Genomic DNA, 13903 nt, shown 5'->3' on the forward strand with positions numbered 1-13903 from the left:
CTCCTCAACGCCAGCGACAAGAACGCCGAAACGATTGCCCCCACAGCAGCTCTCACGGCATAGTGAACAACCGCAGAGCCTCACGCGAACACGCGAATGCTCTTACACCACTCCACGGGACGTGACCTGACGACGAGGCGGCGCGCCGAAAAGTTACACACGCGCGCGTAACTTTTCGCGCCACGGATCCGTCCTTGGTTACGGGTTGCCGGTCCGGCCACGCCGGCGGACTAGCCGTTCAACGACGAAATACGCGACAGGAGAAGAAATGTCTCACCCGACGCCGCCTCGTTGGCTGAAGCCGATGAACAAGTTCATGATCACGCTGCAAAGACTTGGCATACCAACCGGACCACCCATGGTCTTGACGGTGCCGGGCCGCAAAACGGGCCGGCCCCGCAGCACGCCGATGACACCGTTCACGCTGGACGGACGGCTCTATGCCGTGGCCGGCTTCCCCGGTGCCGATTGGGCGCGCAACGCCCGCGCAGCCGGCACAGGAACGCTCGGCAAGGGCCGAAAGACGCGACGCGTCAAGATAACTGAGCTGACGGCCGAGCAAGCTCGACCGGTGTTGCGCCGATACCCGGTGGAAGTGCCGATCGGCGTTGGCTTTTTGAAGCGCTCCGGACTGGTGCGCCAAGGCGATCCCGAAGAAGTCGAGGCGCTTGCCGGCCGGATTGCCGTGTTCCGGCTAGACCCGATCCCGACGAACTGACACCGAACGATTCCCCACTGACCGACCAGCTATGGAAGCCGCAACATGCACAGCGCATACCTCGTCGTGACGATATCCGCCATCGCGCTCAACGGATTTTCCGGCGTGAGCGCACTGGTGCACTTCGCACCCATCATTCCGCCCATGGAACGGGCCGGCGTCCCGGTGTCCTGGCTGACCTTTCCGATCGGCACCCTGAAAACCCTTGGCGCCCTTGGGCTGCTCGTCGGCCTGTGGGTGCCGGGAATCGGCGCCGCGGCAGCAGCGGGACTGACCATCTTCTTTATTTGCGCGATGTACACCCATGTCCTCGCCCGCGACATCTCCGGCCAGTTCGCACTGGCCGGGTTCTTGCTTGCCTTCAACGTCGCGACCTTCACGCTGACCGTGGTCGCGCACCCGGTCGTCCTCTAGTGCGGCCCCTCATCAGGCCTCACTAACGCTTCGGTGAGAGGAACGCTTCCATCGCCGCCGAGTACGCGGCCACGTCGCGCGCGCCCATCAACTCCCGCGCGGAGTGCATCGCGAGCTGCGGGGCGCCGACGTCGACGGTCGGGATGCCGGTCCGAGCCGAGGCCAACGGCCCGATCGTCGATCCGCACGGCAGGTCGGCCCGGTGCTCGTAGCGCTGCAGGCCGACCCCGGCCTGCCGGCAGGCCAGCTCGAAGGCCGCGGCCGTGCGCCCGTCGGTGGCATAGCGCAGGTTGGGGTGCACCTTGAGCACCGGCCCGCCGTTGACCTCGATCAAGTGGCTGGGCTCGTGCCGCTCCGGGTAATTGGGGTGGGTGGCATGGGCCATGTCCGCCGAGGCCAGCAGCGACGTCGGCAGCCGGCGCAGGAAGTCTTCGCGGGTTCCGCCGGCCGCGAGCACGATGCGCTCCAGGACGGTGCCGAGCAGGTCGGACTGGGCGCCGTGGTCGGAGGACGACCCGACCTCCTCGTGGTCGAAGACCACCAGCACGGGTAGGAATCCCCGCGGTTCGGCGGCGACCAACGCCTCCGTCCCCGCGTAGCAGCTGGCCTGGTTGTCCAGGCGCGGCGCGCTGAGCAGGTCGCCGGCGGCGCCGACCACCGCCGACGGGGTCAGGTCATGGGTCATCAGGTCGGCGGCCAGCACGCTGGTCGGCGTCACCCCGGCGCGCTCGGCGACAAAGTCGATGAACGGCTTCAGGTCCGCACCGGCTCCCCAGACCGCGTTGACGTGGCGTTGCGGATCGAGCGTCAGCGATTTGCGGTCCTCGGCGAGGTGGATGGCCAGTTGGGGTACCCGCAGGATCGGGTCGTCGATCCGGACCAACAGGTGCTCGACCCCGGCGCCGTCATGCACCGACAACCGTCCACTGATGCCCAGGTCGCGATCCAGCCAGGAGTTGAGCCACGCCCCGCCGTACGGCTCCAGCGCGACCACGCGCCACCCCGCGACCACCCGGTCGGGATGCTGCTTGACCCGTAGGTTCGGGCTGTCGGTGTGCGCGCCGACGATCCGGAACGGCCCGTCGGCCCCGTCGGAATTCCAGGCGACCAGCGAGCCTGCCCGCACTATGAAGTAGCGGCCCGGTTCATCCGGCCACCGGTTCGCCTCGCTCAGTTCGGTGAAACCGGCAGCGGTCAGCCGCGCGGCCACCGTGGCGCAGACATGAAATGGCGACGGAGAAGCGTCGATGAAATCGCAGAGGCCTGCGGCGCTGGCCGACATGTTGATCATCATGGCTGTCGCTACTCACCGTCGCCACGCTGGGCCCGATTGCGCGGCTCTCCCCCGCAAGCGGGGGGACCCCCAGCCGCACAACTTCCTGCGCTCACCGTCGCCACGCTAGGGTCAGCAGAGTGCCTCCCGTCCAGCCACAGCCCATCCTCGAGCCGTTGACGCCTGCGGCGGTCTTTCTGGTGGTGACCATCGACGACGGCGGCGAGGCGACGGTGCACGACGCGCTGCCCGACATTTCCGGGCTGGTGCGGGCAATCGGGTTTCGCGAGCCGCCGAAACGGTTGTCGGCCATCACCTCCATCGGCTCGCAGGCCTGGGATCGGTTGTTCTCTGGCCCCCGCCCCGCGGAGTTGCACCCCTTCGTCGAGCTGAACGGCCCGCGGCACACCGCCCCGGCCACGCCCGGGGACTTGCTGTTCCACATTCGGGCGGAGAGCCTGGACGTCTGTTTCGAATTGGCCGACCGCATCCTGCGGTCGATGGCCGGTGCGGTCACCGTCGTCGACGAAGTGCACGGGTTCCGCTACTTCGACAACCGTGACCTGCTGGGCTTCGTCGACGGCACCGAAAACCCGGACGGCCCGCTCGCCGTCAGCGCCACCACCATCGGCGCCGAGGATCCCGACTTCGAAGGCTCGTGCTACGTGCACGTGCAGAAGTACCTGCACGAGATGTCGTCGTGGAACGCGCTCTCGGTCACCGAGCAGGAGCTGGTGATCGGCCGCACGAAGCTGGAAAACCTCGAGCTGGATGACGAGGAAAAGCCGCCCAACTCCCACATCGCCCTGAACGTGATCACTGACGCGGATGGCACCGAACTGAAGATCGTGCGTCACAACATGCCGTTCGGTCAGCTCGGGAAGGGCGAGTACGGCACCTACTTCATCGGGTATTCCCGCACGCCACGGGTGACCGAGCAGATGCTGCGCAACATGTTTCTCGGCGATCCACCCGGCAACACCGACCGCATCCTCGAATTCTCCACCGCGGTCACCGGTGGCCTGTTCTTCTCGCCCACTGTCGACCTCCTCGACGATCCACCGCCAATGCCCGCAGTGCCGGTGGCCGAAACCCCTGCCGTACCAGACGGCTCACTTTCGATCGGCAGCCTGAAAGGAACCACTTGATGAACAACCTCTACCGCGAGTTGGCACCGGTCACCGAAGCGGCTTGGAAGGAAATCGAAACCGAGGCGTCTCGGACGTTCAAACGCCATATCGCCGGACGCCGGGTCGTCGACGTCAGCGAGCCGGGTGGCCCGGTCACCGCGGCGGTCAGCACCGGCCGCCTGGTCGACGTGGCGTCACCATCCGACGGCGTCGAGGCTCACCTACGGGCAAGTAAACCCCTTGTCCGACTGCGTGTTCCGTTCACCCTGTCCCGTTATGAAATCGACAACGTGGAGCGCGGCGCGCAGGACTCGGACTGGGACCCGGTCAAGGCCGCCGCCAAGAAGCTGGCGTTCGTCGAGGACCGCGCCATCTTCGAGGGCTACCCCGCGGCGTCGATCGACGGCATTCGCACCTGCAGCTCGAACAAGCCGCTGACCTTGCCGGCCGATCCCCGCGAGATCCCGGACGTCATCACCCAGGCGATCTCCGAACTGCGGCTGGCCGGTGTCGACGGTCCCTATTCGGTGCTGCTGTCCGCCGACGTCTATACGAAGGTCAGCGAAACCACCGAACACGGCTACCCGATCCTCGAGCACATCGACCGGCTGGTCCCCGGGGACATCATCTGGGCGCCGGCCATCGACGGTGCTTTCGTGCTGACCACCCGCGGCGGCGACTTCGATCTGCAGCTCGGGACCGATGTGTCGATCGGGTATACCAGCCATGATGCGGAGACCGTGCAGCTATACCTGCAGGAAACGCTGACGTTCCTGTGCTACACCGCGGAGGCGTCGGTCCCGCTGAGCTCCTAGACCTGCCCGCAACCGGCGGCCTGCGCGCGATCGCGGCCTGACACAACGATTCTCGTTACAGGTCCAGAACCAGATCGGTTTCGGGAGCCGCCGAGCAGATGAGCACCGTCCCCGGCTCGGGCGGCTCCAGAGGCTGCTGGACGTAGACGGCTCTGCCGGCGACGACGCCGGTGACGCACAGGTGACAGACGCCGCTTCGGCAGGAGAACCGGGTGGGAACGTCGCAGGCCTCCGCGAGATCGAGGATGCTGCCGTATGCGGACGACCAGGCGGCCGTCAGGCCGCTGCGCGCGAAGGTGATTGGCGGACCCGTCCCCACAACCCCCGCCGGGGGGTGGGGCGGATTACGTGGGGTGTCGTCGACGATCCCCGGGTTGATCGGCGGCAGGGCACCGAATAGCTCGTTATGAATCCGCTGCGGGTCCAGACCGCCAGCGGCGAGCGCGTCGCGCATGTCGCTCATGAACTGGGTTGGGCCGCACAGGTATGCCGTGGCATTGGCCGGTATACCTAGCGCCGCGATGGTCTTGCGGTCCAAACGTCCTTGTGTCTGGGTGTAGAACACCGACTGCCGCGCGCTCGGCAGGGATTCGATCAAGCCCGTCGCTTCCGTTGCGAACGCTTGGGTTTCGCGATTGCGGGCGGTGTGCAGCCACCAGATATCGCGGCCGCTGCTGGCCGCCGCGAGCGCGTGCAGCATGGCCAGAACGGGTGTGATGCCGATTCCCGCCGACATCAGCAACACAGGTCCGCCGCCGTCGGTGAGGTAGAACTCGCCGCGCGGGGCGGCGGCCTCGACGATCGAGCCCGGCTCGACGTGCTCGTGCAGCCACGAGCTCACCAGGCCGTGCTCTTCCCGCTTGACGCTGATGCGGTAGTACCCTGCTGCGGGGTCTCCCGAAAGGGAGTAACTCCGCAGCGGCGCCGGCGCGCCCGCGCCGGGGATGCGCACCGTCAGATATTGCCCGGGAAGCGGCGCCGGCAGGGCGGAACGATCCTCGGCCTCCAGCTCGATGGACATCACCTGTGGGCTTTCCCGGCGTATTCCCCTGACCCGCAAGGGCCGAAAACCCTGCCACGCCGGTGCCGCGCTGGGAGATGCGGACGCCGATCCCTGCGGCGTTGCGAGCATGTCCCGGAATGACTGCTGCCACCCCGGGCTGAGTGCCGGGACATCGACGATCTTGCGGAGTAGCTCGAGATCACGGTTGGGCAGGTACAACAGCGCATCGACGTCGGCGACGCTGAGCTCATGGCGACCACGGCGGGTACGCGTGATGTCATCGCCGGCGCAAACCCGTCCCTCGGAAATCACTCGGAAGTAAAAACCCGGCCGGCGTTGGGAGACAAGCAGGTTCGGCATCCTGAGTTCGTTCATGCGCATTCCGACCCGAAAACAGGTGACGCGGGGCTGGGTGACCTCGAACTCGGCTTCACCGATCCGATAGCGGTCACCGATGCACACGTCGGCGTCGGGCAATCCGGTGATGGTGAAGTTCTCCCCGAAGTGTCCGGGCACGAGGTCGTCGCGACCCAGGTATTTTTTCCAAAAGTCATATGACTCGGTCTGATACACCATGACGGCGCGCTGCTCGCCGCCGTGTCCGCCGAGATCACCCTGGCCGTCGCCGTCGATGTTCAGGCGGCGCACCATGACCGGACCTTCGACCGGAGTTTTCCAGATCCCCGTGTAGACGGTCTTGTCCCGCCACTGCACGTTCTGGGGCAGCCCCACGTTTACCGAGATCAGCTTGGCCACCGCGCCACCTCCGCAGGCCCCGAATTCCAGGGCTGGCTCACACTATGTCAGCCGGAAGGCAACGGCAACAACTGACGGAACACGGCAGCGCGACTCTTGCGCGCAGCGAATTCTGGTGCATACTGGGATACATAACCCAGAATCTTCCGGTGGCGGTAACTTCGTTGAAGCCGCTCGGCGTTCGAGGGCGAAATTTGGGAGGAAAGCCATGGCGGCTGTTCATCATCGCTATGCCACCGTCGACGGTCGCCGGCTCTTCTTCCGCGAAGCGGGTGACCCGAGCGCTCCCGCGCTGGTGCTGTTGCACGGGTTTCCCACCAGCTCCTACATGTTCCGCCATCTGATCCCGGTCCTCGCCGACCGCTACCACGTCATCGCACCGGATCACTTAGGCTTCGGGCTCTCCGACGCACCGTCCGTCCACGAGTTCGATTACACCTTCGACGCGCTGACCGACCTCACTGCCGCATTGCTGCGCGCGGTCCACGTCGACCGGTACGCGATGTACGTCCAGGACTACGGTGCGCCGATCGGCTGGCGGCTGGCGCTGCGGGACCCGTCGTCGATCACCGCGATCATCACCCAGAACGGCAACGGCTACGACGCGGGATTCGTCGACAGCTTCTGGAAGATCGTGCGCGCTTACCAGAGCGAACAGACGCCCGACACCGAGGCCGCGGTCCGGCAGTTCCTCACGCTGGACGCCACCCGATGGCAATACGTCACCGGCGTTCCCGACGAGACGCTCGTCGACCCCGAATCGTGGCACCACGATTACGCGCTCATATCGCGACCGGGCAATGATCTGGTGCAGCTGAAACTGTTGCGGGACTATGCAACCAACGCGCCGCTCTACCCGCGGTTGCACGAATTCTTCCGGGCCAGCCAGGTCCCGCTGCTGGCTGTGTGGGGCCGCGGCGACGAGATCTTCGGCCCGGCCGGCGCCACGGCGTTCGCCGACGACCTGCCTGATGCCGAGATCCGCTTGCTCGACGGCGGGCATTTCCTGCTGGAGTCCGCACTGGACGAGGTCGCCGGGCTGATCCGCGACTTCCTCGACAACGTAGACATGGCCGGCCCGCCGGAATGAATGGGCTGGATATCCCATAGTTCGGAGCGTCCGCGGGTTAGCCTGACGCGATGGCCCATCCCGATGTTCACGACGAACAACGGTTGACCGCCAAGGGGCGCGCCACTCGGGATCGCATCGTGGAGGCGGCCGCCCAACTGATCGTCACCGAGGGCCTGTCCGCGGCGAACATGGAGAACGTCCGCCGGGCGGCGTCGGTCAGCGGTTCCCAGCTTGCCCATTATTTCGCCGATAAGGGCGCGCTGATACGCGCGGTTCTCCGGCGCCAGATCGGGGTGGTCCTCGACTTTCACCGGCAGCCCAAGCTAGGAGGCCTGGAGTCGTTCGACGATTTCGAGCGTTGGGGCGATCTCAACATGCGGTACCTCAGGCGCATCGGATTTTTCGGCACGCCCACCTACCATGCACTTGCCGCCCAGCTGGCGAAGTCCGACGATCCGACGCGTGAAACGCTGGCGACCGGCTATTGGCAGTGGGTCGACCTGCTCGAGGCTGCGATCCAGCGGATGAAGGAGGACGGCGTCTTGGTCGCGGACGCCGACGCTCGACGGTTGGCGATGGTCATCGTCGCCGCCCATCAGGGCGGTGGCACCTTGGCCTTCACCTACCGGGCGGAATGGCCGCATGCCGACGCAGTTCGCTTCGCGATCAACTACCTGCGCACCTTCGCCACCGACGCCGACGAGCGGGTACCAAGACCTGCGCGGCGTCCGCGACGACGCGCGAGGACCGCCACGTGAGCGACGACAGCCCAGCACAATTCACCCGCAAGGGCCTGGCGACTCGCGCGCGCATCGTCGACGCCGCAGCGCGGCTAATGTTCGAGCGTGGCATCGCCAACACCAGCATCGAGCAGGTACGGCGCGCGGCGGGGGTGGGCGGTTCACAGATCGCGCACTACTTCCGCGACAAACGCGATCTGATCCGTCTGGTCATTTCCACCCGCCGCGACGACGTGCGGGCTTTCCACACTCAGCCACCGTTTGGCGCCCTCGACAGCTTCGCCGCGCTGCAGGCCTGGGCCGACGCCTGCGTCGCCGCCGTCGACACCGTGTACCGGGTCGGCGGTTGCGTCTACGGCTCCTTGGCGGGCGAGCTGATCGACGCCGACGACGAAATTCACGACGATCTCGCCGCCGGTTATGACCTGTGGATCGGTTTGTTCGAGACCGGTCTTACGGCGATGCGCCGGCGCGGCGACCTGCGTCCCGAGGCCGATCCACGGCACCTGGCGGTGTCGCTGGTCGTCGCGCACCAGGGCGGCGCGATGCTGACGTACGCCACCGGGGACGCGGAACCCCTGCGGGCGGCCGTCAACGCCGCCGTCGACTACGTCCGCTCCTTCAGAACGCAGAATCCGAGGAGCCGAGCCGCTTCGAAGCGGCGCCGCGACGCGTCCCGATCAAGGTGAAGTCACCTCGTCGCTGGACAGAATGGGATGGCTGGCCCATAATAAATGGGTTAGCTAGCCCAGTACGTCGTTGGGATATCACGGTTTCCGCCGGGTGGCCTTGTGGCGCAGTGAGATTAGTTGCGCAGTGGTGTGGCTGAAGAGAGGGGACGGGGATGGGGCTGGCATGGCAGCAGGGGCCGCTGGCTACGGGATCGGTGGGACACTTTCTGACTGAACACCCATTGCCGGCGCGACTGTTGTACGTCGAGCCGCTGAGGAGGCGCATGCGAGTTCGCCTCGCTGACACATGGGTAGCCGACAGCCAAGACGTGATCCTGTTACACGAGCCGGGACGTTATCCGGTCGCCTACTTCCCGCTCGGCGATATCGAGGCCGGAGTCCTGGCGGCCGAAGACAGGCTCACGCGGCATCAGGAGTTGGGCGACACGCAGTGGTTCACCATCAAAGTCGCGGACCGGGCGACCAGCCACGCCGCCTGGCAGCACACGGCCCTGCCACCGTATGCATCGATCCTCGAGGGGCACCTGGCATTCGCGTGGCGCGCCATGGACGCCTTCTACGAAGAGGAGGAACGCATCGTCGGGCATGCTGCCGATGCCTATCATCGGATCGATATCCGCTCCACTGCGAGGCATCTCGTCGCTCGTGACGGCGATCGGGTGATTGCCGATACCGAGCGCCCGCTAGCCTTGTACGAATCCGGGTTCGCGCCGCGCTGGTACGTGCCACGCGAGGACATTGACGAATCCGCCATCGAACTTGTTGACACGCAGACTTTTTGCCCATACAAGGGGATCTGCTCCTACTACGATATCGGCGACCGCAAGCGCGCGGCGTGGTCGTATCGGAACGCCTGGCGCGAGGTGGCACGAGTTAGCGACTTGGTGTCCTTCGAACCGGACAAGATCGACGTCTACCTCGACGGCAAGCAACTGCGGCTCGAGCCCGGCCAGACCGTCATCCCTCACGGGGTCGACCGGGGGCTCGACACCGATGAGGTCTTAGGGAAGACACCAACCGCGGGGATCGAATAAGACTTCGGACTGAGGAGGCGTAGTGGTCGGGCGGAAGACCAATCCGGACAGGGTAGGAGCGTTCTCCGACGGGGTTTTCGCGGTGCTGATCACGATCCTGGTGCTCGAGCTCAAGCCGCCGGCCGCCCACAGCTTCAGCGCATTGCTACCACTGTGGCCTACCGGATTGAGTTATGTGGTCAGCTACTTGTTCATCGCGATCGTGTGGGTCAACCATCATCACTTGCTCAGCTACGCGGAGCTGGCGACGCCGCGGTTGGTGTGGTCGAATTTCGCGCACCTGTTTTCGGTATCGCTCATTCCGATCACCACCGAGTGGATCGCCGACAGTAGGCTCGCCGCGGCGCCGGTGGCCCTGTACGCGTTCGTCTTCGTTCTCGTCAACGTCACCTATCTGGCGCTGTGCCGCGAAGTGATCGATCGGCCGGCCCACGAAGACCTCACCGACCGGATGCGCAGGCTGATGCGGATGAGGTCCTTCATCACGGTCGGCGTTTTCGCGGCGGCCGGGGTGACCGCCCTCTGGTGGCCGTTGCTCGGGATGACATTGATTTGCCTTTGTTTGATCGGGTATCTCCGGCCGGACTTCCCCCTCCCGAAGAAGGTCGAGGCCTGATCATGCCCGTGCCGTCCGTCCTGGTTTTCGACGTCAATGAGACGTTGGTCGACATCGATTCGTTGTCACCGCTGTTCGCCGAGCTGTTCGGCGACGAGCGAGTGCTTCGCGAGTGGTTCGCGCAGCTGGTCATGTATTCGATGTCCGCGACGTTGGCGGACAGCTACGTGGACTTCTCCACGCTGGCCCAAGGTGTGCTCCGCATGGTTGGCGATATCCACCGCGTGGCCGTCTCCGACGAACACGTGCACCGCCTCAAGACCGGCTTGCTCACCATGCCGGCCCACCCTGATGCGGCCGAGGGGCTCGCCAGGTTGAAAGACAACGGTTTTCGTCTCGTGACGCTGACCAACTCACCACCCAACCCCGACGGGCCGACGGCGCTGCAGAGTTCCGGGCTGGCCGAATTCTTCGAACACCAATTGAGCGTCGACGCCTGCCACGCCTTCAAGCCGTCGCCCGCCGTGTACCGATACGCGTGCGAGACGCTCGAAGTGGCCCCGACCGAGTGCATGATGGTGGCGGCCCACGTGTGGGACACCCTTGGCGCCCAGAATGTCGGCTTCAGCGGGGCGCTCATCGCCCGGCCCGGCAATCCGCCACTGCCAGTCGCAGGGCTACCCCAACCGAATCTCGTGGCAAGTGACCTGCGCCAACTCGCCGCGGAGTTGATCGACAGCTGAGGGCCAACGGGGAGGATCACCGACGATGGCAGCAAATGATGAATCGGGTTATGACGTCATTGTGCTCGGCGCCGGTCCGATCGGGCAGAACGCCGCAGAGCGCGCCCGGGCCGCGGGCCTGAGCGTCGCGCTGGTCGAGCGCGAACTCGTCGGAGGCGAATGTTCTTACTGGGCCTGCGTGCCCAGTAAAGCCTTGCTGCGTCCGGTGATTGCCGTCTCGGAGGCCCGCCAAGTCGACGGCGCACGGGAGGCGGTCAGCGGGTCCATCGGCGTTGCGGGGGTCTTCGGCCGCCGCAACCGCTACGTCACCAACTGGGACGACAGCGACCAGGCCGACTGGGTGGGCGGAATCGGTGCCACCCTGGTACGCGGCCATGGCCGCTTGGATGGCGCCCGGCGAGTCGCGGTCACCGCGTCCGATGGAGCCACGTCCGTGCTGACCGCGCGGCACGCAGTCGTGATCTGCACGGGAAGCCGGCCCGTCCTGCCCGAGGTGCCCGGCATCGACGAAGCGAGGCCGTGGACCAACCGCCAAGCCACCGACAGCAGCTCGGTCCCCGAGCGGCTGGCGGTGGTGGGCGCCGGCGGTGTGGGCGTCGAAATGGCAACCGCATGGCGCGGATTGGGATCTCAGGTGACCCTCCTCGCACGAGGTTCGGGCCTACTGCCGCGGATGGAGCCCTTCGTCGGTGAGTTCATCGGCCGTGGCCTCGCCGACGCGGGCGTGGACGTGCGCGTCGGCGTCTCGGTGCGCGCGTTGCGCCGGCCCGACGGCGCAGCGGTGACCCTGGAATTGGACGATGGCTCCGAATTGGTGGTCGACGAAGTGCTTTTCGCGACGGGCCGCGCACCACTCACCGACGACATCGGCCTGCACACCGTCGGGCTGACACCCGGCGACTGGCTCGACGTGGACGACACCTGCCAAGTGCGGGCCGTCGAAGACGGTTGGCTCTACGCGGCGGGCGACGTCAATCACCGGGCCCTGCTGACGCATCAGGGGAAGTACCAGGGCCGCATTGCCGGAGCAGCCATCGGGGCGCGGGCCGCGGGCGCGGCGGTGGACACCGCACCGTGGGGCCGGCACGCAACGACCGCCGATCATTACGCCGTGCCGCAGGCCTTCTTCACCGTCCCCGAAGCCGCCGCGGTCGGCCTGACGGCCCAGCAAGCCGAACACGCCGGGCGTCGGGCGCGAACCGTCGATGTGCAGATCGGCGACGTCGTGACGGGGGCGAAGCTTTATGCGGACGGGTACGCCGGTCAGGCACGGATGGTGGTGGACCTCGATCGCGGGTGCTTGCTTGGGGTCACGCTGGTTGGGCCGGGGGTAACCGAAATTCTCCATTCCGCCACCGTCGCCGTCGCGGGCGAGGTGCCCGTCGACCGGTTGTGGCACGCCGTGCCCTGCTTCCCCACGGTCAGCGAGCTGTGGCTGCGGCTCCTCGAGGCGTACCGGGATGCGTCGGACGATAATTGACGCATGGCCACCGCAGACGGCTTCCACCCAGACTTCGACGAGACGGCACCGCAGCCGAGTCACAACCGGGTGCACCACATCAAGGCGTCGGACATCAGCTCCGACACCGCGCAATCCGAGGGGCTGCGCCGCTTCGCCGCGCTCAGCGGGACGTCGGTCGGTGCCGAAAAGCTCTGGATGGGCGAGACGCACGCGTCGCCCTCGACCGTCTCGTCCAACCACCATCACGGCGACTCGGAGACGGCGATCTACGTGCGCAGCGGCCACCCGGAATTCGTCTTTCACGACGGGGCGCAAGAGGTGCGCATCTCGACGTCACCCGGTGACTACGTGTTCATCCCCCCGTATCTACCGCACCGAGAGGAAAACCCGGACCCGAACACACCGGCGGAAGTGGTCATCGCGCGCAGCACCCAAGAGGCGGTCGTGGTGAACCTGCCGGCGCTGTATCCCCTTCAGTAAACGGCGATTTCGACGAGGTTCCCGTCGACGTCGCGGCAGTAGTGCGAGGTCATCGGACCCAAGGCGCCCGTCCTGGTGACGGGCCCCGCGACGATCTCCGCTCCTGAGCCCACCAGGTGGGCGCGCACCTCGTCCGGGCTGCAACGAGTGATGAAGCACAAGTCCTCGGACCCGGCCGCTTCGACCGCGCCGGTGACCCACTCGGGATCGTCGCGCAGCGCCCCGACGGGCCGCAGGTTGAGCTTTTGCTCCCCGAAGCGTAGCGCCACCCGGTTGGTCGGCCCGAACGTTTCCCGCCGCATGCCCAGCACGCGCTCATACCATGCGGCGGTGGCCTCGACGTCGTTGCAATTCAGCACGATGTGGTCGATCCGTTCCACCGCAAATTCCACGGTCAATCCTCCCGGTTGGTGCGCAACTGCGCGGTGAGAGCGGTCGCCAAGTCGTCGGCGGCCTGCTCATCGAGCGGTGCGTGAGCGAAAATCATTCGATACCAAATCATTCCGAAGGCCTGGTCGATGACGGTCGCAGGATGCCCGATCTCGCCGCGAGCCAGCGCCCGGTCAAGGATGATCGCCAGCTCGTTGCGCCGGGCCCCGGTGAACGCCGCGAGACGGTCCATGGCCGCGGCATCGGCCAATGCTTCGCGTAACGCTCCCAACAACAGGCGACGGCTGTCACCCACGGCAGCAAACGTCGACCGCAGAAACGCACGCAGGTCGGCGCGCAGATCACCGCTGTCGGGCGTGGGCGCGGTCTGACGCGCCCGGTGAATCATGGCGTCCAGAAGGACCGCGCTCTTGGAGGGCCACCAACGATAGATCGTCTGCTTGCCGACGCCGGCGCGCTCTGCGATCGTGCCGACGGTGATCGGGGCGGAGTCGTCGGCGGCGAGCAGCTCGGCGGCCGCATCCAGAATGGCTCGTTCGGCGGCGTCGTTGCGGCGGCTACCGGTGTGGGGCCTTCGGGTCGGCATCACAATCAGCAGACTAGCGCCCTATTGACGAGACCGATG

General features: G+C 66.3%; 16 protein-coding genes. 12 read left to right on the plus strand and 4 right to left on the minus strand.

The window, feature by feature from the left end; all coding sequences use genetic code 11:
• Nucleotides 1-268 precede the first annotated feature (268 nt).
• Both BRW65_RS02605 and BRW65_RS02610 read left to right on the plus strand, forming a co-directional pair.
• Entirely contained in the window at nt 269-718 is a 450-nt protein-coding gene (locus BRW65_RS02605) for a nitroreductase family deazaflavin-dependent oxidoreductase (protein ID WP_073871026.1), read from the plus strand.
• A 45-nt stretch (nt 719-763) separates the two neighbouring features.
• Nucleotides 764-1132, plus strand: a complete 369-nt coding sequence (locus BRW65_RS02610) for a DoxX family protein (protein ID WP_073871028.1) — start codon at nt 764-766, stop codon at nt 1130-1132.
• A 22-nt stretch (nt 1133-1154) separates the two neighbouring features.
• Here BRW65_RS02610 and BRW65_RS02615 read toward each other — a convergent pair whose 3' ends face one another.
• Complete coding sequence (locus tag BRW65_RS02615) at nt 1155-2414, minus strand: M18 family aminopeptidase (RefSeq protein WP_073871703.1); 1260 nt, start codon at nt 2412-2414, stop codon at nt 1155-1157.
• A gap of 131 nt (nt 2415-2545) precedes the next feature.
• Here BRW65_RS02615 and BRW65_RS02620 point away from each other — a divergent pair, with 131 nt between their 5' ends.
• The gene (locus BRW65_RS02620; RefSeq protein ID WP_073871030.1) at nt 2546-3553 is read left to right on the plus strand and encodes a Dyp-type peroxidase; all 1008 of its coding nucleotides are present in this window, start codon (nt 2546-2548) and stop codon (nt 3551-3553) included.
• Complete coding sequence (locus BRW65_RS02625) at nt 3553-4350, plus strand: family 1 encapsulin nanocompartment shell protein (protein WP_073871032.1); 798 nt, start codon at nt 3553-3555, stop codon at nt 4348-4350. Before BRW65_RS02620 ends, BRW65_RS02625 begins: the two co-directional genes overlap by 1 nt.
• Before the next feature lie 55 nt (nt 4351-4405).
• Here the strand turns inward: BRW65_RS02625 and BRW65_RS02630 are convergent, their stop codons facing one another.
• On the minus strand, nt 4406-6109 hold the full coding sequence (locus BRW65_RS02630) for an MOSC and FAD-binding oxidoreductase domain-containing protein (protein ID WP_073871034.1): 1704 nt from the start codon (nt 6107-6109) through the stop codon (nt 4406-4408).
• A 208-nt stretch (nt 6110-6317) separates the two neighbouring features.
• On the opposite strand from BRW65_RS02630, the gene BRW65_RS02635 reads away from it, so the two are divergent.
• The 8 genes from BRW65_RS02635 to BRW65_RS02670 all read left to right on the plus strand — a co-directional run bounded on the left by BRW65_RS02635 (nt 6318) and on the right by BRW65_RS02670 (nt 12888).
• On the plus strand, nt 6318-7199 hold the full coding sequence (locus BRW65_RS02635) for an alpha/beta fold hydrolase (protein WP_073871036.1): 882 nt from the start codon (nt 6318-6320) through the stop codon (nt 7197-7199).
• A 50-nt stretch (nt 7200-7249) separates the two neighbouring features.
• Nucleotides 7250-7939, plus strand: coding sequence for a TetR/AcrR family transcriptional regulator (locus tag BRW65_RS02640; RefSeq protein WP_073871038.1), 690 nt, complete (start codon nt 7250-7252; stop codon nt 7937-7939).
• Nucleotides 7936-8610: a TetR/AcrR family transcriptional regulator gene (locus tag BRW65_RS02645; RefSeq protein WP_073871040.1), complete on the plus strand. Its 675-nt coding sequence runs from the start codon at nt 7936-7938 to the stop codon at nt 8608-8610. The genes BRW65_RS02640 and BRW65_RS02645 overlap by 4 nt, the downstream gene beginning before the upstream one ends.
• A 155-nt stretch (nt 8611-8765) precedes the next feature.
• Nucleotides 8766-9647: a DUF427 domain-containing protein gene (locus BRW65_RS02650; protein ID WP_073871042.1), complete on the plus strand. Its 882-nt coding sequence runs from the start codon at nt 8766-8768 to the stop codon at nt 9645-9647.
• 22 nt (nt 9648-9669) lie between these two features.
• Nucleotides 9670-10263 carry a TMEM175 family protein gene (locus tag BRW65_RS02655; RefSeq protein ID WP_073871044.1) on the plus strand — a complete coding sequence of 198 codons (594 nt, stop codon included), beginning with the start codon at nt 9670-9672 and terminating at the stop codon, nt 10261-10263.
• A gap of 2 nt (nt 10264-10265) precedes the next feature.
• Nucleotides 10266-10946: a haloacid dehalogenase type II gene (locus BRW65_RS02660; RefSeq protein ID WP_073871047.1), complete on the plus strand. Its 681-nt coding sequence runs from the start codon at nt 10266-10268 to the stop codon at nt 10944-10946.
• Nucleotides 10947-10971: 25 nt separating this feature from the next.
• Nucleotides 10972-12426, plus strand: a complete 1455-nt coding sequence (locus BRW65_RS02665) for a dihydrolipoyl dehydrogenase family protein (RefSeq protein WP_073871050.1) — start codon at nt 10972-10974, stop codon at nt 12424-12426.
• A gap of 3 nt (nt 12427-12429) precedes the next feature.
• The gene (locus tag BRW65_RS02670) at nt 12430-12888 is read left to right on the plus strand and encodes a cupin domain-containing protein (protein WP_073871051.1); all 459 of its coding nucleotides are present in this window, start codon (nt 12430-12432) and stop codon (nt 12886-12888) included.
• Here the strand turns inward: BRW65_RS02670 and BRW65_RS02675 are convergent.
• On the minus strand, nt 12882-13280 hold the full coding sequence (locus BRW65_RS02675; protein WP_073871053.1) for a VOC family protein: 399 nt from the start codon (nt 13278-13280) through the stop codon (nt 12882-12884). The genes BRW65_RS02670 and BRW65_RS02675 overlap by 7 nt on opposite strands.
• A 2-nt stretch (nt 13281-13282) precedes the next feature.
• Nucleotides 13283-13864, minus strand: a complete 582-nt coding sequence (locus BRW65_RS02680; protein WP_073871055.1) for a TetR/AcrR family transcriptional regulator — start codon at nt 13862-13864, stop codon at nt 13283-13285.
• Nucleotides 13865-13903 lie beyond the last annotated feature (39 nt).

Origin of the sequence: Mycobacterium paraffinicum, assembly GCF_001907675.1 — a bacterium.
In the GTDB taxonomy this organism is placed as follows: domain Bacteria; phylum Actinomycetota; class Actinomycetes; order Mycobacteriales; family Mycobacteriaceae; genus Mycobacterium; species Mycobacterium paraffinicum_A.